The sequence below is a fragment of the Helcococcus sueciensis DSM 17243 genome (assembly GCF_000423145.1).
GTDB lineage: Bacteria > Bacillota > Clostridia > Tissierellales > Peptoniphilaceae > Helcococcus > Helcococcus sueciensis.
In genome coordinates this window covers 1-24,837 of the sequence record NZ_AUHK01000005.1, presented here as the reverse complement: position 1 = coordinate 24,837, position 24,837 = coordinate 1, and the positions used below count along the sequence as shown (strand labels likewise).

Here is a 24,837-nt window from a genome sequence, read left to right as displayed (position 1 = left end):
ACATATTTGTAAACATTTTTATACTATTTCAAAACATTATTCTTTTTTTCTTTTTCTAATTCATAATTGTTAAATCTTGAAATGTTTAGAACTACTCCAAACATTATACAAAATGCTACTATGGATGTCCCACCATTAGAAATGAATGGAAGAGTAATTCCAGTATTTGGTATTAAACTTAGTGATACCGCTATATTTACTAAAGATTGTATCACATAAATCAAGCCTATACCTAAACACAGTAATTTTGCAAAAAAGTCTTTCGATTTTAAAGCTTCTTTTATAGTCATATATGTAATCGATACTATTAAAAGTATAACTATTACAGAACCTATAAATCCAAACTCTTCACTTATTACTGAAAATATCATATCATTATGTACTTCAGTTGCAAGATATCCATTTTTATATATCGATTTACCATATCCTTGACCAAACACTCCACCTCTTGATACAGCAAACAATCCATTTAGAACTTGCCATGATAAATCGTTATAATGTAATTCAGGATTTAAAAAAGCAGTAAATCTATTAATTTGATATTGCTCTAAATTCTTATATAGTATAAAAACGCCTATTACCACGAAAATTAGAATTGGAGGTAAATGTTTCGATTTAAATCCTCCCACTAAATATATAATTGCAAGTGATAAAGCTAGTACAAAAGATGTTGATAAATCTGTCTGAAACAAAATAAGTACAAATGGTATACCTATTATAATCCCTGTTGGAATTACCGATTTACTAAAATACATCATATTTCTTTGATTTCTTGCAAGAAAAGTCGAAAGCATAACTATCGTACTAAATTTTGCTATATCAGATGGCATAAATCGTATTCCAAGATTTATAGCTCTTCTGGCACCATTTACTGATACAGAAAATGGTGGTACATATACTAGTATTAGCAATATTATACCTATTACATAGATGACGAAGGCGTATTTTTTATATATTTTATAATTTACTTTCGAAATTAAATACATTAGGATTATCCCTAACATCAAAAATATCCCTTGTCTTATTACATAATAATACCTATTTATATTATATTTAATAGTTAAATAAGATGAAGCAGATAATAAAAAGGCTAGTCCTAATATTCCGATAAATATAATAGATATAAAAAGATAAATATTAAATTTTGCTTTTTTTTGTTCATAATTCCAATACCTGTCAATATTGAAACTTAAACTATTTTTCTTCTTTTTTCTTTTCATATGCATATACTATATTTTTAAAATGATTACCTCTCTCTATATAATTTTTATAAATACCCCAACTTGCACAAGCAGGAGATAATAAAACTACATCTCCTTTTTCAGCTAAATCAAAAGCTTTTTCCATTGCTTCATCTAAATCTTTAACTATTAAAGAATTTAGAACTTTATTTCTCTTTGCTGCTTCATTAATTTTTTGTGCAGTTTCTCCTAACGAAATTAAGTATTTTATATTTGAAGTGTCTTCAAATAATTCGTCAAATTCTATCTTTTTATCATAACCTCCAGCAATTAATATTACATTTTTCTTAAATCCTGAAAGTGCTTTTTTAGTAGAATCAATATTCGTTCCTTTTGAGTCATTATAGTATTTTACCCCATCTATTTCAGATACAAATTCAATCCTATGTTCTATAGATTTAAAAGTTTTAATACCTTCTAAAATTTGATTGAATTTTAATCCAAATGAATTACATGCAAGTATTGCGCTTAATATATTTGAAACATTGTGATCTCCTACTAAATTAATGATATCTCTTTCAAATTTGTTTTCTGCATTAATAATATATTCTCCATCATAATAGCAATCAGATTTTTCTTTTATTGAAAAATATTTTACATTAGCATTTACATTAATTTTATTCAAAATCTCATCATCTTTATTTAGAATTAAATAATCATCTTCTTTTATATTTTTATAAATATTTTTCTTAGCATTTATATAATTTTCAAAATTTCCATGCCAATCTAAATGATCTGGAGTGATATTTGTAATAATAGAGATTTTAGATCTAAAATCTCTTATGCTTTCTAGTTGAAAGCTAGATACCTCAACTACATATGTGTAATCAAGTCCATAATTATATATTTCAGATAATAAACCAACTCCTATATTACCAACTACTCGTACTTTTTCTCCTGATTGTTCTAATATATGAGCAATTGCTGAGGTTACTGTAGTTTTACCATTGGTTCCAGTAATCGAAATAAATTTATCTCCTCCATATAATCTATATGCCAATTCTATATCAGTGATTACCTCAATTCCTCTAGAAACAGCTTCTTGTATAAGACCATTTTCTAATTTTATTCCTGGACTTTTTAATACACAGTACAATTCACTCCATGGAATATCTACATCTTCTTGTATAATATCAAATTCGTATTCATCTATTGAGTAAACATCTTCTCTTAGTTCTTCATATTCTCTATCATCAAATATTAATACTTTTGCTCCTAGATTTGACAAGGCTTTTACACTTGATTTTCCTGAAATTCCTAAACCAAATACTAATATTTTTTTATCTTTTATTTCCATTTATCTTCCTATACTAAATATATAGTTATTAACGCTAATAACACACTAACCGCTTGAAAACCAGCGACTATCTTAGTTTCTTTATTACCTTTAAGTTCAAAATGATGGTGAATAGGACTCATCAAGAAAACTCTTTTTCCTGTTTTTTTAAACAAAACAACTTGAATTATAACAGATAAAGCTTCGATTAAGTAAACTCCTGCTAAAAATATTAAATAAATTGGTTTATTTAATATTATAACCATTGACACTACTGCTCCACCTATAGCCATAGACCCTGTATCTCCCATAAATATTAAAGCAGGATTTGAGTTAAATATTAAAAATCCTATCAATACTCCAACAAATATTAATGCTGATTGTGTTATCTCTGGATTTATTCCTATTGACATAACTGCTATCGCTAAAAAAACAGGTATTGAAACTGAGGCTAATAGACCATCAAGTCCATCTGTCAAGTTTGCTGCATTTACAGTACCTACCATAATAAACATTAATAATGGAATAGCAAATATTCCTATATTTAACGGATTATTGAAAAATGGAATGGATAATTCTCCCATATTAATATCTAACACAAAATATTGAATTGTGATTAATATAAAAGCAATTAAAAATTGTAAAATTAATTTTTGCTTTGCATTTAATCCAAGATTTCTTCCTTTTGCTATTTTCTCAAAATCATCAATAAAGCCAATCAAACCAAAGAATAAAGTTGTCAATAGTACAAACAAAATATTTTTATTAAACTTTACAAAAATAAGTGTTACAAATATAAAAACTATAGTAAACGCAAAACCGCCCATAGTCGGTGTTCCCGCCTTTTTTAAATGGTCCTTATTTCCTTCTTCTCTTATTGGCTGTCCAAAATTTCTACCTTTAAGAAAAGGTATGAAAAAATATATCGACACTGTTGATAACAATATGGATATAATAGTCGTTAATGCTATATTCATTCTAATCTCCTAATTTAATTGTTATTTCTTCATCTTTATTTATGGTATCATTTGGCTTTTCACTTTGATTTCTTACTTTACTTCCCTCACCTTGAGTTTTATATTTAATATAATTTTCATCAAGAATTTTTGTAGCCTCATCAAGACTTAATCCTATTAGATTTGGCATTGAAATCGAATTATTCGTCTTAAGTTTTATTACGGAATTTATTTCAATAGAATTATTTGTTTCTGGGTATTGAGAATCGACTATATGGTATTCACCATATTCGCCTTCTAAGTTAACTCTTAAATTCGTCTCTTCTAATATACGTACCGCTTCTTTTACAGTTTTATTTGTTACATCCGGTATTTTGACTAATTCTTTATTATTATTAACTATATTAGCTTTTTCTTGATCGTATTTAACTACATCATACATAATTTTTTTTGCAACAGGAAAAGATGTAGTTGATGAAGTATCTTTGTTGAGCGGCTCATCTACAACAACCAAAAGTGAATATTTTGGCTTTGAAGCCGGGTAAGTTACATAAATTGAAGTTCTCGCATCTATATTGTTTTTATTTTCATCCCTCAATGGATTTTCTAATTTATTTTTGTATGCGGTTCCTGTTTTAGCTCCAAATTTTAACTCTTCAGTATTTAAACCATAATCCTCTGCTGTATACTCCATATACTCATTTATTTCTTTACTAGTAGATTCATCTACTGTTTTGCCTTTATACCAATCTTTCATTTCAGAAACAACTTCACCATTTTTATCTGTAATCTTTGAAGTTATATGAGGTTTATAATAATTTCCACCATTAACAGTAGAATTCAAGGTTGCTATAAATTGTACCGGATTTACTGTTGCATAGTATCCAAAACTTAAAGTTCCATAATCTACATCGCTTAAAGAAGTATCTTTAGGGTAAAATCCCTCCGATTCATTTGGTAAATCAATTCCCGATAACATTCCAAGTCTAAACATTTGAGCATACTCAATATATTTTTCTTTGGTAATATCTTCTGCAAGTTGCGCATATACAGGATTTGACGAATTTTTAAACGCTTCTTTTAGATTTTGTGGACCAAACGGATCCCAATATCTCCAAGATTTTATTATTGAATCTTCTCCAATTTTATAGTATCCATCATCATTGTATATCTTATTCTTTAGAGGATTGTCTGCTTCTAATGCTATTGCAGATGTAATTATTTTATATACAGAACCTGGTTCATATTGCATTGAAACAGCATCATTATTCCATCTTGAAACTAAATAATCACCAATTTTTTCTTTTTCTAAACTATTTAAAACTATTTTATCAATATCTTCATTAAATGCTCTAGGTGAATTAGAATCAAAAGTAGGTAGATTTTCTATAGCTAAAATTTCACCAGTATTAGGATCTGATAAAACTGCTGTTATTGAATATGGTGTTAAATCAAAGAAAGCTTCTTTTAATCTATTGTATACTATTTTTTGAAGATTAATATCAATTGAAGTTACTATATTTCCAGCATCTTTAGGTTCATATGATTGATTTTTTGTATATGGAATTTCTGTTCCCTGTATAGCTTTAAAATATTCTTTATAACCTGAAATTCCAGAAAGAATTTCATCATATTGTTTTTCAAGCCCATAATTTGCTGTACCATCTTCTTCTATAAATCCTAGTGTATTTGATAACATCTCTCCATTAGGATAATATCTATCATTTTGAGGTATAAATAATAAATAATTTAAATTCAATAATTCTATTTGCGATTTTTGGGCTCTATTTAAGGATCTGTATATATATCCCTCTCTCCCATTTTCAACCATATCAAATAGTTCTTTTGATTCTATATTTAATATTTTACTAATCTTCTCTATCTCTTCATCTTCATATATTGGAATAGAAGATATCTTAGTATAATATTGTTGTTCTTTTTCTGATAATTTGTTAAATTTTTCTATATCTAATCGTATTTTATCAGCTTCTTCACTTTTCTCTTTTGATGTAACTGGTAATAAATAAAGACTTTCAACATTTTGAGTAATTGCTAGAGGATTATTATTTCTGTCTAAAATATTTCCTCTTTTTGGTTCTATCGTTTCTCCAATCATTGAAACATTTTCGCCTTTTGATTTATAATCATAAATATCTATTACCTGAAGTCTAAATAATCTAAATATAAATATAAACGTAAAAAATGCTAGAAACAATATTAATAATCTAATTTTATCATTTGTTTTTAGCATTTTTCGATTTTTTGTATTTTTCATTTGTCACCACTATCTAAACAAGTCAGTTATTTCAGAAATAATGGATTTATTATTTTCATTTTCATCGCTATTAAAACCAACTTGCGTCTCATTAATTTCTTTATCCAGTTTTATAAAATTTTTCTCTGTTGGATATATCATACCAAGTCTTGACATAGCAATTTTTTCAATTTTTTTATTTGAATTACTATTCTCTACAATCTCTTTTATTGATGATAATTCTGTTTGCAAATCTGAATTGCTAGAATCTATCAAAAGATTATTGCTACTTATATTCAACATATCTGTATATCCTACACTCAATAATATAATTAATGTTAAAGTAATGCAAGCATTAATAGAAATTATAATCTTTTTTAAATTAGAATAATAGATAGCTTTTGATTTTCTACTAACTTTTTTTCTTGAATTTTCTCTAGTATTTAATTTTGTTTCTATTAATCTAATTTCTTCCATAATTTCCTCTAAATTTTCTCAGCTACTCTTAATTTGGCTGATCTTGATCTATTATTTCTATCTAATTCTTCTTCACTTGCTACAACTGGCTTTTTAGTAATAACTTTTATTTTTTCTTTTTTATTACATACACATATAGGAAAATCAGGTGGACATGTACATCCTTTTGCAAGCTCCTTGAAATTAGTTTTTACAATTCTATCTTCGAGTGAATGGAAAGTTATAATAGCTAATCTTCCACCAGGTTTTAGTCTTTCTACTGATGAATAAATTCCCGTTTCCAATACATCAAGTTCATTATTCACTTCTATTCTAATAGCTTGAAATATCTTTTTAGCTGGATGTTTTCCTTCGGATCTTACCTTTTTAGGTATTGCCATTTTAATTATTTCGACTAAATCAAATGTAGTTTCAATATCTTTTTTTTCTCTCTCTTTTACAATAAATTCTGCAATTCTCATGCCCCATTTTTCTTCACCATAGTTCCAAAAAATAGTTTCTAATTCTTCTTTAGAATATTTATTTACTACATCTTTTGCTGTTAATTCTTGGCTTTGATCCATTCTCATATCAAGTGGTGCATCTTGATGATATGAAAATCCTCTTTTCCCTTCATCAAGTTGATAACTAGATACACCTATATCCATCAATACACCATCCACAAAGTCTATATCCAATGAATCTAAAATTTGACCGATATATGCATAATTGCACTTAATAAAAAATACTTGATCCTTATAATCTTTAAGTCTTTTTGTAGCTGTTAGTAATGCTTCTTCATCTTGATCAATCGCAACTAATTTACCATTCGGTCCAACCCTTTTAAGAATTTCAATTGAATGACCTGCTCCACCAACCGTGCAGTCAACATATATTCCATTTTCTTTTATGTTAAGTGCCTCTATAGTCTCTTTTAATAGCACTGGTTCATGATTAAAATTCATATCAAATCCTTCTCTCATTTACTAAATATCTAATTCTTCGAAATCTTCGATTATATTGTCATAATCCATTTCTTGAGAGCTAATATATTCTTCATATCTTTCTTTATCCCATATTTCGATTCTAGAAGATACTCCAATAATAGTTGCTTCTTTGTTTATTCCTGCATATTCTCTTAAATTCTGTGGTATTACTATTCTTCCTTGTTTATCAAACTCTAATTCTCTTGCAGGTGCATAGAAAATTCTTTCAAATTGTCTTGCTTTCTTGGAGGTAAGTCGTAACTGTTTAGTTTTTTCTTCAAGTAGTTTCCATGATTCTTTGTCATATACAAATATACAACCTTCCATTCCCTTGGTAACGTAAAAACTCATGCCAAGTTCTTCTCTAAATAGAGATGGCATTATTACTCTTCCTTTGTTATCAATTGAATGTGTATATTCTCCTATATACATAACCCACCACTTTCTACCACTTTTTACCACTTTCTCTCCACTTGATTTTATTTTAGTATAATTTATAGAAGATTACAAGCACAAAAGCATTATTTTTACTTTAATTTGAAAGAGTTTTAAATTTAAAATATTAAATATAAAATAAAAAATTATACTCCTTTCTCTCATATAGTATTAAATGAATAAAAAAAAGACGATTACAACTAGAAGTTGTGTATCGTCTTTTTTTTTATATTAAATTTTATAATTTATTAATTATTTACAAATTAAATTATTTCTTTTAATTATTACATTTTATTAATATTATCTTTTATAAATGGTCCTTCAAATTTATTTCTTCTTGAAAAATATAATACACCCAATCCTAATACAATAAAACCAATTGAAACTAATTGAGCTACTCTAATTGGACCCCACCATAAGCTATCTGTTCTTAATCCTTCTACAAAAAATCTTAAAATTCCATAAAATATTAAATACATACTTGTAATTGTGCCTGCCTTAGGATCCTTTTTTCTATAAATATACCAAAGTGATGCAAATAATATAAAATTCCCTAATGATTCATAGAAAAATGTTGGATGATAAGGCTTACCATCAATTATCACAGCCCATGGTAAATTTGTTGGCCCACCATGTGCTTCATTATTAATAAAATTTCCCCATCTTCCTATAGCTTGTGCTAGTGGTAAAAATATTACTATAGGGTCTGCAAGCTTCATAAAATTAATCTTTTTAATTCTTGTATAAATAAGCGCTGCTACGACTCCAAATATAATCCCGCCATGTATAGCAAGTCCACCATCTCTTACATTTATCATTTCTAAAATATTGTCATATCTTTCAAATTCAAAAATAACATACCAAAGTCTTGCTCCTATTATAGCGGATGGCAATATCCATAAAGCAATATCTGATACTATGTCAGGGTCTTGTCCTCTCTTTTTTAATTCATTTGATGCAAGTATGACAGCAAGCACCATACCCGTAACTATAAGTAGTCCATACCAATAAACATCTACACCAAATAGAGTAAAAGCTATTCTACTTCCATTGTATTCAAACATATTAACTCCTTTATTTTTCTTTATTATTTCTTATAAGAATTGTTAATATTATATAAATTAAAGCTAAAAACCTTACAAAATATAGTCCTATTCTAATAGCCATATTCATAAAAAAATCTTGTGGTAACATTCTAATCATAATATCTGTTCTTGGATCTAATAACCATAAATCATTGTTAAAGAACAGATGATGAAATTTTATAAAAGCTGAATCAAAGTCTATTGATATTATAATAGACAAAATAATCATAGCAAATAAAATTGTTAAAAATATTTTTCTTATAAATTTTAACTCCCTACAAATACTTCTTTTCTTCTTATATGCAAAACTTAAATATACTATATATGCTATTAAAGAAATTGTTGCTACATATGTAACCATAATATTAATATTATATAATTTATTAACGTCTACCATGTGAGAAACTTCTCTCTTATTAAAGTCCGTATTGATTAAATTTTGGTCTCCTTTATAAATATAATCAATCAAATTAGAATACATCTTTTTTAATTTATCAGAGTCAACTCCTGCATACTCTGCTATATTATTTTTTTCAGAGTATTTGTAATAATAATTCTTATCTTTTGTGACTATATTTATAGACATTGTAAGAGAAAATAACACTGCTGATAAAGCTATATAAATGAGTATAATCCTTTTTATTATTGTATTTTTTTTCATATTTCTCCAATCAATAAATTAATTCATCACCTTTTACTTGAATTTGTAACTCTCTAGCAATTTCTATTTCTATATTATCGCTTGTAATTTCTAAAAGTTCATCTCTAAATTTAGAGAAGTCATCTTGTCTTATATAAAAAATATTATGAATTTTTTCTAGATATTCACGATTTTTTAAATGATACATTTCTTTACTTACAAAATTATCTATTTTTCCAAGGAATGTATAATCAAATTCAACCTTTACTTCATAGAAATTTCTAAGCCATACAATATCACTTATACTTATAGCCTCTGAAACTCCTCTTCCATAAGCTCTAATCAAACCTGATGCTCCTAGTTTTTTTCCGCCAAAATATCTTGTCACAACTACAACTACATCGGTTAAATCTTCCTTTTTAAGAACTTCAAGCATCGGTATTCCTGCTGTTCCTTGAGGTTCTCCATCATCATTATATCTTTGTATTAATTTAGTTGGACCATTAATATAGGCTGTACAATTATGAGTAGCATCCCTATATTTTTTGTTTATTTCTTCAATAAATTCTAGAGACTCTGCTTCAGAATTACTTCTTTTAATATTTGTTATAAATCTTGATTTATTTATCTCTATTTCTGTTTCAAATTCACCATATATCGTTTTATATTCTTTTCTCAATGATACCTCACTATATACTTTCTTTTAATCCACCATATACTTACTATATTTTATTACATCTTTTCGTGGAATATATAAATAAGTAGTCACGCCTATTTCATTAAATTCTTGTTTATCTTTTAATTCAGAAGATATTGCATGTTTTATATTGTCATATTCACTATATGGAATATTCACTTTATAATAATCATATTCCTTAAATAATAATGACTGTATATAATTTACCAATCTAACTATATCGTCTGATTTTTTAGCGCTAATATATATTTCATTTTCAAAATTATGATAATGTCTAAAATCAGGATTCATATCCATTTTATTAAAAACATATAATATATCCTTATCTGATATATTAAGGTCTTTTAATATATCTGTAGTAGCCTCAAGCTGTAAGTCATAATTATCATTAGATATATCCATTACAATAATTAATAAATCTGAATCACTAATCTCCTCTAATGTTGATTTAAAAGATTCAATAAGCTTTGTTGGAAGATTCGATACAAATCCTACTGTATCAGATATGATCACATCTTTACCATTATCAAGTAATATATTTCTTGTGGACGTTTCAAGTGTAGCAAATAGTAAATCATCAGCATACACACTCTTGTTATTACTGCCATATATATTTGATATTCCATTTAATATTGTAGATTTACCAGAATTAGAATATCCAATTAAAGAACAAACTTTTATATTAGAATTTATTCTTCTTTTTCTTTTAGTATTTCTTATTTGAAATTCTGTTTCCAATCTATTTTTTATCGAACTTATTTCACGCTGAATTGAACGTCTATCCATTTCCAGTTTTTGTTCCCCGGGACCTCTTGTCCCTATACCTGCTCCTTCACGTGATAAATAATTTCTGAATCCAACAAGTCTTGGTAATCTATATTCTAATTGTGCTAATTTCACTTGCAATTTTGATTCTTTTGTCTTTGCTCTAGTTGCAAATATATCTAATATTAATCCTGTTCTATCTACAATCTTTCTTTCAATTGTACTTTCTAAATTTTTTATTTGAGATCCTGTTAGTTCATGATTAAATACAATAGTATCTACTTCATGATTATCAGATATTTCTTTAATTTCTTGAGCTTTACCAGAACCTATGAAATATTTGGGATTAACTTTAGAAGCATTTTGAATAACTTCAAACACAACTTCTCCCCCCGAAGCTCGAACTAATTCACTAAGTTCTAAAATCTGATATTTTATCTCATCATCAGAGTATTCGTTATTAATATTTAATAATACTACTAATACCTTCTCTTTTCTCATTGCTCCTCTTTTCTAATTTCAATTATATCAAAACTGTTATTTTATGTATATTTTAATTGAAAAATAATTATGGTATAATATAGTGACTTGGAATATTAGATAAGGAGTACATATGACAAACAAAATAACATCTCCTATTTTGAAAATAATAGGTAGAATACTTCAAGTATTATTATTATTTGTTCTGGTAGGTGGTATAATGGCAACCATTTTAGGAGCTATGCTAGGTATCTCCATGATAAAGGTTGCAGAAAGCTCTCCAGAAATCAACCCAAATAATATACTATTAAATCTAGATCAGAATTCGAAAATCTATGATAAAGATGGAAAGTTAATAGAATCTCTTGCATATGATGAATATAGAGAAATTGTAAAAATTAAAGATATTCCTAAGCACTTACAGCAAGCTTTTGTAAGTATTGAAGACGAAAGATTTTATAAACATCATGGTGTAGATCCTATTAGTATTGCTAGAGCTTTTCTAAGTAATATATCTTCAGGTGGTATTTCACAAGGTGGTTCAACCATTACTCAACAACTTGTTAAGAATGTTTACCTTACTGATGATGTAGCATGGGAAAGAAAAATAGTTGAAATGTATCTAGCTTTACAAGTTGAAACTAAAATTGACAAAGATGAAATTTTAGAAGGATATTTAAATAGAGTTTTTATGGGACAACATGCTTATGGAGTCCAAGCAGCTTCCGAAACTTATTTTAGCAAACCAGTTTCAGAACTAAATCTAAAACAATCTGCTGCACTTGCTTCAATTGTACAGGCACCATCCTCATATGCTTTATTTGATTTATATAGACCAGCTAATGTTCCTGAAGGAGCAAAAGTTTTAACTGATTATAATCTATATGGTGAAAAATATGTAGCTGTTGCTAATGATACAATTTTAAGCAGAGTTGATAGTACATTGTACAAAATGTTCGAACTTGGATACATAAATGAAGATGAGTATAAAGAAGCTAAAGACTTTGACTTAATGGCGAGTGTAGCTCCCTCAAATAAACTTGATATTACTTATCCTTCACATATTTCTGGATTAATAAAAAAACAAGCAATCAAAGAAATAATGAAATCACAAAACTTGGATGAAAAGGAAGCTAATAATTTATTATACACAGGTGGACTTTCAATTCATACAACTATTGATTGGGATTTACAAAAGAAATTAGAAGAAGCTTATGATAATTTTGCAAATTTATTTGAAAATTCAAATGACCCAATACTTGCCAATATCACTTTAGATGATTATGGTGACATAGTTACTAGAAATGGAAATAAACTATATTATAAGAAATCAAATATTCTTACAAAAGAAAATAAACTATTTCTACCAAATGGATGGTATACTATTTCAGAAAATGGTGATTTAACTGTAAAATCATCTCGATTTTCTATGGAATCTAATCGCATAGATGTTGTTCCATACTACACAATAAACGATAATAATGAATTAGTAACTTATAGAATAGGTTCTATTAATTTACCAAGTAAATATGCAAAATCAAATTCAGATGGAAGTTTTACCATAAGTGGAGAATTTTTCAATACCGTTAAAGATTTCTATAGTATTGTAGATGATAATCTTGTCTTAAATGATTCATTCTATACTGTAGAAACCCAAGGAACTGTTCAACCTCAATCAGCAAGTGTTGTTTTAGATTCCAAAACAGCTGAAGTTGTAGCTATCATGTCAAAAAGAGGAAATAGTCCAGACGATACTATAGATAGAGCAACACAGTTCACTAGATCTCCCGCTTCATCATTTAAACCTCTTGCAGTATATGCACCTGCTATTGAAGAAGGTAGAACTTTAGCTTCTCCAGTTGATGATACACCTTTTTCAATGATTGAAGATCAAGCTTGGCCAAAAAACTTTGATGGGAATTATTATGGAATTGTGACTACTAGAGAAGCTCTTTTCAGATCATTAAACTCCCCTGCTATTAAGATATTTAATGACATGGGCATTGAGAAATCAATGGAATATCTTGAAAGATTTGGAATTATTGATTCTGAAGACCCAGAAAACGATAATTTTATTACAAAAAAAGAAAACTTTGCAAATAATGATGAAACTCTGTCAACGGCAATTGGTGGATTGTCTGAAGGTCTTACAGTTTATGATATGGCTTCTGCATATCAAACTTTTGCAAATAATGGTGAAAGAATTAAATCTTCAATAATTACTTCTATCACCTCTGATTCTCTAGGTGACATATATAAAAATGAACATAAACCTATAAAAGTAATTTCTGAAGAAACTAACTGGTTAATTGGTAATGTTTTATCTGATATAGCTTCTCAAGATTATTTAGGAGCAGTATCTAGAAGCGATATATTTACTGCTGGTAAAACGGGTAATCAAAATGACCAAAGAGATTTTTGGTTTGTTGGATATAATCCTTATTATACAGCTGCTACATGGGTAGGTTTTGATAATAATTCAATAAGTATGGTTGGAAATTCTGCAACAGCTTCTAGAGTTTGGAATTCATATATGTCTAAGTTCATAGAAGATAAAGATCCTGCTACATTTGAGAAACCAGCTGGTATTACAACTAAAGAGGTAAGTAAATTAGACGGTCTATTGCCTTCGCCATATACTTATAGAGATCCTCGTGGAAATATGGCGTACACAGAATTCTTTAAATCAGGAACTGAGCCTACTAAGATGTCTGAATCAAGTATAGAAGTAACGATAGACACAAGAAATAATAAATTGGCACCAGTTAATGCACCGAAAAATGCTAGAGTAATTCAAAATAGAGTATTTATGAAGAGAATATTTTCTTATAATCCAAGTGCATTTAACAATATAATACCACTTGACTGGAAATATCAAGCTCCTACTCAGTACTCTAATTTACCATTTGCTGATGAAACTAAAACCGAAACACAGCCAGATGGTACTGTAATTAAAACAACTACAAAAGTAGATGGAACTGTAATTGTTGTTACAACTAAAAAGGATGGTACCGTAATAACTCAAACTACTACTCCAGATGGAAAAGTAACGACAGATACTAAAAAACCGAAACCTAAAAAAGAAACTCAGAAAGAAAAAGAAACTCAGAAGGAAAAAGAAACTCAGAAGGAAAAAGAAACTCAGAAAGAAAAAGAGACTCAAAAAGAATCATAATGTAGACTAAAATTTATTCTACATTATCAAATGTCTCTATATAATATTTAAATATTATATTAAGATTATATAAAAAGCCCATTTGGGCTTTTTTTATAAGGAGGATTTATGAAAGAACATATACTTATCGTTGAAGATGAATTAGGAATAGCAACAATGGAAAAAAATTATCTTGAAAAATCCGGTTTTCAAATCACTATGGCTCATGACGGAAATGAAGCCGTAAACTTGTTTTACAAACACAATTTTGACCTTATAATACTGGATTTAATGATTCCGAAGCTGTCTGGAGAACAAGTCTTAACATTGATAAGAGAAACATCCTCAATACCCGTAATTCTTGTAACTGCTAAAGTAAATGAAAATGATGTTTTACAAGGATTTAGATCTGGTGCAGATGATTATATAAAAAAACCTTTCTCTGGAAATGAATTAGTCGAAAGAGTTAAAGCTGTTTTGAGAAGATCAAAAACTAATAATTCTAATGTAATAGTATCGAAAGATGGAAGATTAAAAGTCGATATAGAAAATAATAGAGTGTTAAAAGATGGTGTTGAAATTCCTTTTACTAAAAATGAACTTTTAATAATTCAAACTCTTTATTCAAATCCAATGAAAACTTTCACTAGAAATGAAATTATAGAAATTTCTTTCGGATTTGACTATGATGCATTTGATAGAGCGGTAGATACTCACATTAAAAATATCAGACAAAAAGTTGAAGATAATCCAAAAAATCAACAATATATTCGAACTATTTATGGATTAGGATATAAAGCAGGTGATGTAGATGAAGCTTAGTTCAAAGCTAAATAAATACTTTATTGTACTTCTTATAATAACAATTTCTGTATCAGCAATAACTTCAATATATATATTTAGTAATTCATTCGAAAGATTTGCTAATATAGAGAGAAAACAAAAGTTTGACCTTCTATCTGAAGATCTAAATAGATTATTAAATTTAAACGATGGTTTAAATCCTACAATATTGCAAATATATGCTGAAAGTGAAGAAGTACACATAAAAGTATATGATACAAACAATAAATTACTTTTTGAGCATGATGGTATAAAAAATGAAACTAGAAAAAAGAATTTAAATTTTTTAAAGGCAAAATATAATTTAATCGATTATAAAAATAATCCAGTAGTCTATTTAGAAATAGAATACCCTGACAATATATTTGAATATGATGAAACCATACGTGAATTTAGAAAAGAAATGATTAGAAATTTCACACTAATATTTATAGTTTTAATGGTTTTAGGTTCAATTTCTATATTATTTATAAGTAAAACTATTACAGACCCTATAACATATATTAAGAACCAATCAAATAAAATTAGATCAAGGAATTATGATATTCAAAGAAAAAACTTCGACATTTATGAACTAGATGAATTAAGCTCAGATATTTCTTATCTAGCTACTTCTCTAAGTTTACAAGATGAATATAGGCTTGATTATGCAAAGGATATAGCTCACGAGCTTAGAACTCCTCTTACAAATCTTATGCTTCATCTAGATGGAATAAAAGATAATGTAATTGAAGCTGATGATGATACAATAAATTTATTAATATCAGAAACACAAAGATTATCCTCTATGATAAATAATTTAGAAAGCAGTTTTAATTCTAGCGAAAATATAACTAAATTAGAAATCGAAAAAGTGAATCTATCTGAAATATTAAATATTGTTTCAACCTCTTTTATACCTTTAATGCATGAAAATAATATTGAGTTAGAAACTCATTTTATAGATGAAATAGAAATAGATACGGATATAAATAAGTTCAAACAAATTATATCGAATATCATATCTAATTCAATAAAAGCTATAGATAGTGACGGTAAAATAATTGTAACTCAAAGACATTTTAAAAATAGAGAAGTCATAAGTATAGCGGATAATGGAATTGGTATTGAAAAAGAAAATCTAGAACATATTTTTGAAAGATTTTATAGAGTTGATAATGTAAGAAATACTAAAATAAGTGGACATGGTCTTGGATTATCAATAGTTAAAACTTATATTGATTTATTAGGTTATAATATTAGCGTAAATTCTTCCTTAGGTAAAGGAACTGAATTTATCATTACAATACCTAATTGATAAAATATAATATTATTATTTAATGAAAAAACGATAGATTAATCTATCGTTTTTTCATTATTAATTTTAAATCTATGCTTCTACAAATTGTTCATCTATATTTTTATATTCTATTCTTAAAAATACAAAGGCAAAAATTCCTTTAAATATAGATGAGATTGTTATAGCCATCCATATACCTTGATATCCAAAATATGGCATTAATAGAATTGATATTGGTATTCTCGCTATATTAAATACTGTTGATATGATTGCTTGAATATGTGTTTTCCCCATACCATAAAACACTCCAGATGCCCCTATTTCAAAGGCCATTCCAAGTTGTGACATAGATAATATCAACAAGTATTGAGCACCCATCTCTATTGTTTGAGGATCATCAGGTAAAAATAATTTAAATAAAGGATATCTAAAGACTCCTATAATAAATGTACCTATTAACCCTACTAACACAATTAATCCCATAGATTTCCTGATTACATCTTTTAGTCTACTATATAATTTAGCTCCAAAGTTTTGACCTATAAAAGCTGTAATACCCACCTGGAGACCATCTGCTGTTCTCCATGTAACAGATTCAACCATTGAACCTATTGAATAAGCTGCTATTGGACCTGAGCCATAATATGACATGTACTTCATCAGCAATCCTGTAATAGATGCATGTATAACTGACATAAATCCAACCGGAAATCCTTTCTTAAATTTGCTAAAAATATTTTCTAAATAAATTTTTCCATGAATGATACCAGTATAAATTTCGTTTTTAGTTTTTATAATATCTATAGCAAATATTGTTAGCACAATAATTTGGGCAAATACTGATGCTAATGCTGCACCTGCTACTCCAAAAGGCTTAATTGGTCCTAATCCAAATATTAGGATTGGATCTATTATTATATTTAACACAAGACCTACAACATTGGCTGCAAATGGATAAAAACTATTCCCTATACTATTATAAATATTGGAAAATATCATGTTAAGACCATTTATAATAAAAGCAAGTGCAAATATTGTTAAATATGATTTAGCCATACTATGAACATGATCTGTTAAACTATAAAAATTTAGGATATTATCTGTGAATCCAATTATTATAGATGTAAATAATCCAATCAGTATAAAAAGTAAGACTATTCCATTTTTTATAGTGTCATTTAATCTTTTTGTATGTCCACTTCCATATTCTTGAGCAACAAAAACAGACGTTCCAACTCTTGCAATATCAGCAACAGCAGCCGACATCCACACAAAATATCCTACAGATCCTGTCGCTGCTACAGCATCTGTTCCAAGACGTCCTAACCAAGCTGTATCTGTAAGATTGTATGCCATATTAATAAAAGATGTAGCCATTAAAGGAGCACTCAATAGAATTAAATTCTTAAGAATGCTCCCTTCGGTTAAATTAAGCTTTTTATTAATTGATTTCATTCTTTCTACTCTCAATTGTTTTTTCGTATATAATTCTCATTCCTTCAAGTGTAATATCTTCATCATTTGATTGAAGATATTTTGAATTTTTTGTTATCATTTCTGAATAACCACCAGTAGCTATAATGCTAACATTATCTTTATCTTCATTTAACTCTAGCAATATTTGTTCTATTACATTATCTATTAAACCTATAAATCCATAAAACAATCCTGATTTCATTGCGTCAACAGTTGATTTTCCTATAGCATTTTTAGGTTTATTAACTTCAATTCTTGGTAATTTTGATGTTCTTTCAAACAAAGCTTCTGAAGCTATTCCAAGACCTGGAGAAATAGCGCCACCTAAATATTCTCCATTTTTACTTACTACATCAAATGTAACTGCTGTACCCATATCTATTAAAATAGCAGGCAATTTATAATGTTCAACCAATGCTACGGAGTTTGCTATTCTATCAGATCCTACTTCTCGAGGATTATCATGTTTTATAGGAACTCCTGTTCTTGTATTCTCCCCTACAACTATAGGTGTACGATTTAAATATTTTTTACAAAGCACCTTAAATGTATATTGTAATGTAGGCACTACAGAAGCAATTACCACATCTTTAATATCTTCAGTTTTTATATTTTCATGAGCCAATATAGATTCGATTTGAGAACCATACTCATCATCAGTTTTAGTTTGTCTAGTTTCAAGTCTCCATGATTTAATCTTTTTATTTTTGTCATAGATTCCTAAAACAACATTCGTATTTCCTATATCAATTAATAAAATCATAAATTTCCCTTGTTTAATTTTAATAAAGAGTTAGCTATTGGAGTTGCAATAATTATAGAAATAATCATTTCTACAACACCTTGAGTAATTGCTATATATCCTATTACTAAAAATGCATTACTACCAACTTTTCCTGTCACTTCTAAATAATCTTTTGCATATAATAAATATATCATCCCTAAAACACCGATAGTATTAACCATTGAACCAATTCCCGCTGGGATTATATTTTGTAAATTATATTTCCATTTCTTTTTATTAAGAAGTTTAGATATATAACCTGTTATTAATCCTATAAGTATTCTTGGTAATACTGAAACTAATGGATTAATAAATATAAATGATGTGATATTAGGTCTAATCAATGAATTTATCAAAGATGAAACCCCAAATACTCCACCTATCAGTGCTCCTAACTTTGGTCCTTTAACAATCGCTAATATAATTACTGGGATATGCACTAATGTTGCATTCATATATGGTAGCGGTATGTAACCAAGTCCTGGAATAGCTAACATAACAATAATGATTGCTGACATTAAAGCTAATAATGTCATGTCTTTTGTATTTTTCATAATCTCCTTCGATCTAGTTCTTTTAAGATACCAGTCATTTATTATTTTTTATTTTTTCAATTTATATTTTTTAAATAAATCTTGTATTAAATTTGCTTCTTCTTTCTTTATTCTGAAAAATCCTGTTTTTTCATCAATACCTTTTTTATATAAAACAGTAACTTCTCCTTTTTCTTTATCTATTTGCCATTTTTTTAATTGATCCCATTCTATCCATTTAGCATCTGCAACAAAACCATTGCTTGCTATAACATTTTTTGTCATAGATTCAATACCTAATGACAATGATAAAAGTAACATTAAAGCTCCATTTAGCAATAATCCTTCAATTATATTATAAATTCCAAGACCAGCTATTAAAACCAATAATACTTTCATCATCATACTACTTTGTTTTGTTACCTTATAGATTTCCCCTTTTGCGTTTTTATTAGCTTTAATAGTTGAAAAAGCTCTATATAGGAAATATCCTGCAAGTGCTAAATAAAGTATAACAAAGAAAGATAAACCACCTACTGGATTATTTGTCTTTTGCGTTTGTTGATTTCCAAATATTATAGGCATACTATTCTCCTTTATTCTCATCGTTTTTATTTTCTATTTTTTCATTTTTTTCATCAATCGAAGTGTTTTTGAAATCAATTAATTTCTCAACATCTTTAGAATATATATCTTCAACCTCTGTATATTTCTTAGCTATTTCAAGATATTTTTCTCTTCTAATAGTCTCTTCTTTTAATAAAGTCTGAGCTAATTCTTCAAGAAAATCTCTATTATTTACTATGATTTCTTTTGCTTTTTCATAAGCATTTTTTATTAAATCTGTAACTTCTTTATCAATAATTATAGCAGTTTGTTCAGAATAATGATCACCTTTTGAATAGTTATCACCACCTAAAAATACATTTCCTGAACCATCATCATATTGCACTGGTCCTAGAGAATCACTAAAACCGTAAGTCTTAATCATAGCTCTTGCAATACCTGTAGCTCTTTCTATATCATTTGAAGCTCCTGTTGAAATATCTCCAAGTACAATATCTTCAGCAGCTCTTCCACCTAGTAAAGCTACTAATCTATTTGTCATTTCTGTCTTTGTTCTAAATGATCTATCTTCCTCTGGTAAGTACGCTGTAAATCCTCCAGCATCTCCCCTAGGAATAATAGTAATAATATGAACCGGATCTAGTCCTTTAATTATTTCAGCTGTTACAGCATGACCAGCTTCATGATATGCTGTCAATACTCTTTCTCTTTGAATAACAACTCTTGATTTCTTTTCTGGACCAGCCATTATTCTTATAGAAGCTTCTTCAAGTAAATCTGGAGTAATTTCATCTTGTCTATTTCTTGCAGCTAGTAATGCAGCTTCATTTGTTAGATTTTCAATCTCAGCTGGTGAAAAACCTGCCGTTGATCTTGCAATTGCATTCAAATTAACTTCTGAAGAAAGTTTTTTGTTTTTTGTATGCACTTTAAGCATCTCTTCTCTTTCTCTAACATCTGGCATTGAAATTTGAATTGTTCTATCAAATCTACCAGGTCTTAATAATGCGGGATCTAGAATATCAGGTCTATTAGTTGCTGCAATTATAATTACACCTTCATTTTTTGAGAATCCGTCCATTTCAACCAATAGTTGATTTAACGTTTGTTCTCTTTCATCGTGTCCACCACCTAATCCTGAACCTCTTTTTCGACCCACTGCATCTATTTCATCAATAAAAATAATACATGGAGCATTCTTCTTAGCTTCTTGGAACATATCCCTTACTCTTGAAGCACCAACCCCTACAAACATCTCTACAAAATCAGATCCTGATATGCTATAAAAAGGTACTTTCGCCTCTCCAGCTACTGCTTTTGAAATAAAAGTCTTACCTGTACCAGGAGACCCTACTAATAATACCCCTTTAGGGATTCTTGCTCCCTGTTCAACATATCTTTTAGGATTTTTCAAGAAATCTACAAGCTCTGTCATTTCTTCTTTTTCTTCTTTAAGTCCTGCTACATCCTTAAATGTAATAGAATTGTTTTTATCCAAATGTAAGCTCGCTCTACTTTTTCCAAATTTCATAGCTTGATTATTTGTATTAGCACCTTTTGCTAAAAGCATATAAAATATAAATCCCATACCTGCAAGCATTATTAATGACGGTAAAAATTGTATTATATAATTACTTTCGCTTTGTTCAATACCTTTGTAATTGATTGAATTATTTTCAACTTTATTTTCTAAATAGTCTTTATAAAAATTTCTTTGAAATTCTTCTGGTAATACAGTGGTATATCTTTGCTTATCTTTTGTAATAATTTCTACTTTATTACCTTGGGTTGTAACATCTGTTACATTGTCCGAACTTAAAAATTTTAGCAATTCATTAACACTAATATTATTTGTGGTATCAAATATTCTACTAAATATGCTTACTATTATCACAAACATCAAAACAGTCGATAATAATGGCATAAAACTCTGTCTTTTTTTATTCATTAGCTATCCTTTCAATTATTATTTCTTTATTATCAAAACCAGATTTATATATATTCCCAATAAATTTAATTTCATTATCTATTTCAACTATAGGAATATAATCTCTTTCATATTTATCAACTTTATTATCTATGAGAAAATCTTTTACTTTCTTAATTGAATTCTTTACTTTAATTCTATCTCCATTTTTTCTCTTCCTAATAATCACTTCTTTATTATCAGATTTAATATCTATAATATAATTATTAACTTTTATTTTACTATCTTTATTTACAATAATCTCTTTATCTAAATCATTTTTCATTATTTTTCTTATAATAAAATTATTAAAAGAATTATAAAAAACAATGCCATTTATTGTTAAATCTACACCTTTTTCAGATTTTATAATTTTTAATATTTCATCATAATGTGAATTAGTAAAATTGTAATTATTATGTAGTCTATCTATTACATTTCTAATTATCATAGTTTTTTCATAATCATTATATTGTTTTAACTTGTTTGAATCCATGATTATATAATTATTTTCTTGTTTAGAAATTTGATTAATAATATTATCAATCTTATCTTCTACAAATTCATTATTTAATATTGAAAAACTTGATAATTTAGAAATAGCATCATAAATATTACTATTATATTCTCTCTTGATTAAAGGAATTAACTCATTTCTAATTTTATTTCTAGTATATATATTTTCAAAATTAGTATGATCTTGTCGGAATTCTATATTATTTTCTTCTGCATAATTAATTATTTCTTCCTTAGTAACATCTAATAAAGGTCTTAATATTTCATAATTTCTTTTTTTCTCATATTCTTTTATACCTTCAAGACCTGTTAGTCCCGTACCTCTAATTATTCGCATTATTACGGTTTCAACATTATCATCAAGATTATGAGCAAATAATAAAATATAGTTGGATTTATCTGAAATTATACTTTCAAATAATTCCATCCTAAGTAATCTTCCTGCCTCTTCAATTGAAACATCATGATTATCTTTATATTCATACATTGAATATGCTTTTGTATGAAATATTAAATTATTAGCTTTAGCAAAATTTTCAACAAATAATTTATCTTTTGTTGATTCACCATCTCTTGTCAAATGATCAAAGTGTGCTATTTCTATATCTATGTTTAATACTTTTTTTAATTTTATCAAATCATAGATTAAAACCATAGAATCTACGCCACCTGAAACTGCAACCAATACTTTTTTATTTTTTAAGATATCATAGTGTTTTTCTTTGATTAGCATATTTCCTCACTATTACCAATTTTTATCTACTTAATTAGAAGATTCTTCATCTGTCTCTTTCTCTGATTCATCAGAAGTTTCTTCTTTTGTTTCTTCATCTGTATCATCAGGATTTACATATATATTTTCATCTTTTTTAATCATTCCAAGTTCTTGTCTTGCTTTCTTTTCAATATATTCCAGTGAATTTACTTCTTTTATTTCTTTTACTAAATCATCAATTTGTTTTTCTAAATTTTCTTGTTCTACTTTTAAAAGTTTTGATTCTTTATTTAAATTGGCAATTTTTATTCTTTGTCCAATAAATGTAAACATTAAAAAAACAGTAATAATTGTTGAAACTAAAAATAGAATGTTTAATCTTCTATTTGTTCTTTTTTTTCGTCTGTTCTTTTCAATTCTTCTCTTCGCTTGTTTGTTGTCCATAAAATTAACCTTCAACTACCCTAAACAACTCGTCTGCATTGCTTTTGTTTGTATTTTCTTTTAAAGATAATACTTCAAATTTTACAATTTTATCACCAAATTGTATTTCTACAATATCTCCAATTTTAACTTCAGTCCCTGGCTTTGCAATAATTGAATTGATTTTAACTCTTTCATTTTCACATGCGATTTTAGCAACTGTTCTTCTTTTTATTATTCTAGAGTTTTTTAAAAATTTATCTATTCTCATACTCCCTCCATTAGAATATTATAACATAATTTAATATATAAATATTTCTAATTTATATATTAAATCAAATAAAAATATCTTACACTATGAAACAATTAAATTATAGTAACAAGATTACTTTTTATTAAATACAATGTTTATAATATACGATAAATGTGATAAACTATAAATATAAATTATTAGGAGGGCATATGAGTTTATTTGGAAAGAAATATAAATTAATTGCACCATTGACAGGAAAATTAAAAGATATTACTGAAGTAAATGATATAACTTTTGCACAAAAATTCCTTGGTGATGGTGTTGCAATAGAACCAACTGATGGAGTTTTACTTTCACCAGTAGAAGGAAAGATTGTTCAAGTATTTCATACAAAACATGCTATTGGTATTGAATCAAAAGGACTAGAAATATTAATTCATATTGGTATGGATACAGTTGAATTAAAAGGTGAAGGTTTTACTGCATTCGTAAATGAAGGAGATAAAGTTAGTGTAGGCGATAAGCTTGTAGAATTTGATATTGACTTCATTAAAGAAAAAGGTTTTGAAACTGATACAGCTATTGTTATAACAAATAGTGATGAATTCAAATCTTTTGAAAAACAAAGCGGAAATGTAGTTGCTGGTCAAGATGAAATAATGACAGTTAAGAAATAATTAGACTAAAAATAATAAAAGGAGCTGATATCAGCTCCTTTTATTATGAGACTGTGTAAAATTTTGTGTATAGAAACCTCCTGATTAGGGTAAAGAAAAACTAATTAGGAGGAATTTTTATGCCAAGAAAAAGACCAGAAACAAGACTAAATAAAATAACTAAAATGTTACTAGAAGAATATCAACCAGAAACTGCTCAGGATTTACAAAATGCACTTAAAGACCTTTTAGGTGATGCAATAGAACAAATGCTTAAATCTGAACTTGATGAGCATCTAGACTATGAATATGGACAAGCTCCATTATCACTAAACACTAGAAATGGATCAAGTAAAAAGACTGTTAAATCTTCATATGGAAATATAGATCTTAATATACCA

Annotated in this window: 24 protein-coding genes; 5 read left to right on the top strand and 19 right to left on the bottom strand. The window is 27.5% G+C overall.

Going from position 1 to position 24,837, the window contains the following annotated elements; genetic code table 11:
• Nucleotides 1-23 precede the first annotated feature (23 nt).
• The 11 genes from G534_RS0102310 to hflX all read right to left on the bottom strand — a co-directional run bounded on the left by G534_RS0102310 (nucleotide 24) and on the right by hflX (nucleotide 11,292).
• Nucleotides 24-1,220 (bottom strand): FtsW/RodA/SpoVE family cell cycle protein, encoded by a 1,197-nt coding sequence (locus G534_RS0102310; protein ID WP_027347682.1) that lies wholly within the window; start codon nucleotides 1,218-1,220, stop codon nucleotides 24-26.
• Nucleotides 1,195-2,538, bottom strand: coding sequence for a UDP-N-acetylmuramoyl-L-alanine--D-glutamate ligase (gene murD, locus G534_RS0102305; RefSeq protein ID WP_027347681.1), 1,344 nt, complete (start codon nucleotides 2,536-2,538; stop codon nucleotides 1,195-1,197). Before murD ends, G534_RS0102310 begins: the two co-directional genes overlap by 26 nt.
• 8 nt (nucleotides 2,539-2,546) lie before the next feature.
• A complete protein-coding gene (mraY, locus tag G534_RS0102300; protein WP_027347680.1) occupies nucleotides 2,547-3,494 on the bottom strand; it encodes a phospho-N-acetylmuramoyl-pentapeptide-transferase in 948 nt (315 codons plus the stop codon).
• A gap of 1 nt (nucleotide 3,495) precedes the next feature.
• Nucleotides 3,496-5,748, bottom strand: a complete 2,253-nt coding sequence (locus G534_RS0102295) for a peptidoglycan D,D-transpeptidase FtsI family protein (RefSeq protein WP_027347679.1) — start codon at nucleotides 5,746-5,748, stop codon at nucleotides 3,496-3,498.
• A 9-nt stretch (nucleotides 5,749-5,757) separates the two neighbouring features.
• Entirely contained in the window at nucleotides 5,758-6,204 is a 447-nt protein-coding gene (locus G534_RS0102290) for a hypothetical protein (RefSeq protein WP_027347678.1), read from the bottom strand.
• A gap of 8 nt (nucleotides 6,205-6,212) precedes the next feature.
• The gene (gene rsmH / locus G534_RS0102285; protein WP_027347677.1) at nucleotides 6,213-7,148 is read right to left on the bottom strand and encodes a 16S rRNA (cytosine(1402)-N(4))-methyltransferase RsmH; all 936 of its coding nucleotides are present in this window, start codon (nucleotides 7,146-7,148) and stop codon (nucleotides 6,213-6,215) included.
• A 21-nt stretch (nucleotides 7,149-7,169) separates the two neighbouring features.
• Nucleotides 7,170-7,601 (bottom strand): division/cell wall cluster transcriptional repressor MraZ, encoded by a 432-nt coding sequence (gene mraZ, locus G534_RS0102280; protein WP_027347676.1) that lies wholly within the window; start codon nucleotides 7,599-7,601, stop codon nucleotides 7,170-7,172.
• A gap of 287 nt (nucleotides 7,602-7,888) precedes the next feature.
• Nucleotides 7,889-8,668, bottom strand: a complete 780-nt coding sequence (gene lgt, locus G534_RS0102275) for a prolipoprotein diacylglyceryl transferase (RefSeq protein WP_027347675.1) — start codon at nucleotides 8,666-8,668, stop codon at nucleotides 7,889-7,891.
• Between the two features lie 10 nt (nucleotides 8,669-8,678).
• Nucleotides 8,679-9,350 carry a TIGR01906 family membrane protein gene (locus G534_RS0102270; protein WP_027347674.1) on the bottom strand — a complete coding sequence of 224 codons (672 nt, stop codon included), beginning with the start codon at nucleotides 9,348-9,350 and terminating at the stop codon, nucleotides 8,679-8,681.
• A gap of 10 nt (nucleotides 9,351-9,360) precedes the next feature.
• A complete protein-coding gene (locus tag G534_RS0102265) occupies nucleotides 9,361-10,008 on the bottom strand; it encodes a YigZ family protein (RefSeq protein ID WP_027347673.1) in 648 nt (215 codons plus the stop codon).
• A gap of 24 nt (nucleotides 10,009-10,032) precedes the next feature.
• Entirely contained in the window at nucleotides 10,033-11,292 is a 1,260-nt protein-coding gene (gene hflX / locus G534_RS0102260) for a GTPase HflX (protein WP_027347672.1), read from the bottom strand.
• 112 nt (nucleotides 11,293-11,404) lie between these two features.
• Between hflX and G534_RS0102255 the strand changes: the two genes are divergently transcribed.
• From G534_RS0102255 to G534_RS08345, 3 genes are all read left to right on the top strand, one after another.
• A complete protein-coding gene (locus G534_RS0102255; protein ID WP_027347671.1) occupies nucleotides 11,405-14,446 on the top strand; it encodes a transglycosylase domain-containing protein in 3,042 nt (1,013 codons plus the stop codon).
• Nucleotides 14,447-14,554: 108 nt separating this feature from the next.
• Nucleotides 14,555-15,247: a response regulator transcription factor gene (locus G534_RS0102250; RefSeq protein WP_027347670.1), complete on the top strand. Its 693-nt coding sequence runs from the start codon at nucleotides 14,555-14,557 to the stop codon at nucleotides 15,245-15,247.
• Nucleotides 15,237-16,565: a sensor histidine kinase gene (locus G534_RS08345; protein ID WP_051177388.1), complete on the top strand. Its 1,329-nt coding sequence runs from the start codon at nucleotides 15,237-15,239 to the stop codon at nucleotides 16,563-16,565. Before G534_RS0102250 ends, G534_RS08345 begins: the two co-directional genes overlap by 11 nt.
• 72 nt (nucleotides 16,566-16,637) lie before the next feature.
• Here G534_RS08345 and G534_RS0102240 read toward each other — a convergent pair whose 3' ends face one another.
• The 8 genes from G534_RS0102240 to G534_RS0102205 are packed head-to-tail and all read right to left on the bottom strand — an operon-like array spanning nucleotide 16,638 to nucleotide 23,798.
• Nucleotides 16,638-18,002: an MATE family efflux transporter gene (locus tag G534_RS0102240; protein ID WP_034595874.1), complete on the bottom strand. Its 1,365-nt coding sequence runs from the start codon at nucleotides 18,000-18,002 to the stop codon at nucleotides 16,638-16,640.
• On the bottom strand, nucleotides 17,989-18,786 hold the full coding sequence (locus tag G534_RS0102235) for a type III pantothenate kinase (protein WP_027347668.1): 798 nt from the start codon (nucleotides 18,784-18,786) through the stop codon (nucleotides 17,989-17,991). The genes G534_RS0102240 and G534_RS0102235 overlap by 14 nt, the downstream gene beginning before the upstream one ends.
• Nucleotides 18,783-19,361: an ECF transporter S component gene (locus G534_RS0102230; protein ID WP_034595873.1), complete on the bottom strand. Its 579-nt coding sequence runs from the start codon at nucleotides 19,359-19,361 to the stop codon at nucleotides 18,783-18,785. Before G534_RS0102230 ends, G534_RS0102235 begins: the two co-directional genes overlap by 4 nt.
• A gap of 48 nt (nucleotides 19,362-19,409) precedes the next feature.
• The gene (locus tag G534_RS0102225; RefSeq protein WP_027347666.1) at nucleotides 19,410-19,925 is read right to left on the bottom strand and encodes a DUF5673 domain-containing protein; all 516 of its coding nucleotides are present in this window, start codon (nucleotides 19,923-19,925) and stop codon (nucleotides 19,410-19,412) included.
• 1 nt (nucleotide 19,926) lies between these two features.
• Nucleotides 19,927-21,855 (bottom strand): ATP-dependent zinc metalloprotease FtsH, encoded by a 1,929-nt coding sequence (gene ftsH / locus G534_RS0102220; protein ID WP_027347665.1) that lies wholly within the window; start codon nucleotides 21,853-21,855, stop codon nucleotides 19,927-19,929.
• Complete coding sequence (tilS, locus tag G534_RS0102215) at nucleotides 21,848-23,122, bottom strand: tRNA lysidine(34) synthetase TilS (protein ID WP_027347664.1); 1,275 nt, start codon at nucleotides 23,120-23,122, stop codon at nucleotides 21,848-21,850. The genes ftsH and tilS overlap by 8 nt, the downstream gene beginning before the upstream one ends.
• Nucleotides 23,123-23,152: 30 nt before the next feature.
• On the bottom strand, nucleotides 23,153-23,548 hold the full coding sequence (locus tag G534_RS08340) for an FtsB family cell division protein (RefSeq protein WP_051177387.1): 396 nt from the start codon (nucleotides 23,546-23,548) through the stop codon (nucleotides 23,153-23,155).
• Nucleotides 23,549-23,552: 4 nt separating this feature from the next.
• On the bottom strand, nucleotides 23,553-23,798 hold the full coding sequence (locus tag G534_RS0102205) for an RNA-binding S4 domain-containing protein (protein ID WP_027347663.1): 246 nt from the start codon (nucleotides 23,796-23,798) through the stop codon (nucleotides 23,553-23,555).
• 191 nt (nucleotides 23,799-23,989) lie between these two features.
• Here G534_RS0102205 and G534_RS0102200 point away from each other — a divergent pair, with 191 nt between their 5' ends.
• Nucleotides 23,990-24,457 (top strand): PTS sugar transporter subunit IIA, encoded by a 468-nt coding sequence (locus G534_RS0102200; protein WP_027347662.1) that lies wholly within the window; start codon nucleotides 23,990-23,992, stop codon nucleotides 24,455-24,457.
• A gap of 119 nt (nucleotides 24,458-24,576) precedes the next feature.
• Nucleotides 24,577-24,837, top strand: a 261-nt coding sequence (locus tag G534_RS0102195; protein ID WP_027347661.1) for a transposase, incomplete at its 3' end; no start/stop codon positions are given.

Excerpts from the sequence above, each read along its gene's own strand:
- ftsH (WP_027347665.1), bottom strand. The coding sequence starts at position 21,855 with ATGAATAAAAAAAGACAGAGTTTTATGCCATTATTATCGACTGTTTTG.
- G534_RS0102290 (WP_027347678.1), bottom strand. The coding sequence starts at position 6,204 with ATGGAAGAAATTAGATTAATAGAAACAAAATTAAATACTAGAGAAAAT.
- mraZ (WP_027347676.1), bottom strand. The coding sequence starts at position 7,601 with ATGTATATAGGAGAATATACACATTCAATTGATAACAAAGGAAGAGTA.
- G534_RS0102295 (WP_027347679.1), bottom strand. The coding sequence starts at position 5,748 with ATGAAAAATACAAAAAATCGAAAAATGCTAAAAACAAATGATAAAATT.
- G534_RS0102205 (WP_027347663.1), bottom strand. The coding sequence starts at position 23,798 with ATGAGAATAGATAAATTTTTAAAAAACTCTAGAATAATAAAAAGAAGA.
- G534_RS0102310 (WP_027347682.1), bottom strand. The coding sequence starts at position 1,220 with ATGAAAAGAAAAAAGAAGAAAAATAGTTTAAGTTTCAATATTGACAGG.
- G534_RS08340 (WP_051177387.1), bottom strand. The coding sequence starts at position 23,548 with ATGGACAACAAACAAGCGAAGAGAAGAATTGAAAAGAACAGACGAAAA.
- G534_RS0102235 (WP_027347668.1), bottom strand. The coding sequence starts at position 18,786 with ATGATTTTATTAATTGATATAGGAAATACGAATGTTGTTTTAGGAATC.
- G534_RS0102230 (WP_034595873.1), bottom strand. The coding sequence starts at position 19,361 with ATGAAAAATACAAAAGACATGACATTATTAGCTTTAATGTCAGCAATC.
- lgt (WP_027347675.1), bottom strand. The coding sequence starts at position 8,668 with ATGTTTGAATACAATGGAAGTAGAATAGCTTTTACTCTATTTGGTGTA.
- G534_RS08345 (WP_051177388.1), top strand. The coding sequence starts at position 15,237 with ATGAAGCTTAGTTCAAAGCTAAATAAATACTTTATTGTACTTCTTATA.
- hflX (WP_027347672.1), bottom strand. The coding sequence starts at position 11,292 with ATGAGAAAAGAGAAGGTATTAGTAGTATTATTAAATATTAATAACGAA.
- G534_RS0102240 (WP_034595874.1), bottom strand. The coding sequence starts at position 18,002 with ATGAAATCAATTAATAAAAAGCTTAATTTAACCGAAGGGAGCATTCTT.
- rsmH (WP_027347677.1), bottom strand. The coding sequence starts at position 7,148 with ATGAATTTTAATCATGAACCAGTGCTATTAAAAGAGACTATAGAGGCA.
- G534_RS0102270 (WP_027347674.1), bottom strand. The coding sequence starts at position 9,350 with ATGAAAAAAAATACAATAATAAAAAGGATTATACTCATTTATATAGCT.
- G534_RS0102250 (WP_027347670.1), top strand. The coding sequence starts at position 14,555 with ATGAAAGAACATATACTTATCGTTGAAGATGAATTAGGAATAGCAACA.
- mraY (WP_027347680.1), bottom strand. The coding sequence starts at position 3,494 with ATGAATATAGCATTAACGACTATTATATCCATATTGTTATCAACAGTG.
- G534_RS0102255 (WP_027347671.1), top strand. The coding sequence starts at position 11,405 with ATGACAAACAAAATAACATCTCCTATTTTGAAAATAATAGGTAGAATA.
- tilS (WP_027347664.1), bottom strand. The coding sequence starts at position 23,122 with ATGCTAATCAAAGAAAAACACTATGATATCTTAAAAAATAAAAAAGTA.
- G534_RS0102225 (WP_027347666.1), bottom strand. The coding sequence starts at position 19,925 with ATGCCTATAATATTTGGAAATCAACAAACGCAAAAGACAAATAATCCA.
- murD (WP_027347681.1), bottom strand. The coding sequence starts at position 2,538 with ATGGAAATAAAAGATAAAAAAATATTAGTATTTGGTTTAGGAATTTCA.
- G534_RS0102200 (WP_027347662.1), top strand. The coding sequence starts at position 23,990 with ATGAGTTTATTTGGAAAGAAATATAAATTAATTGCACCATTGACAGGA.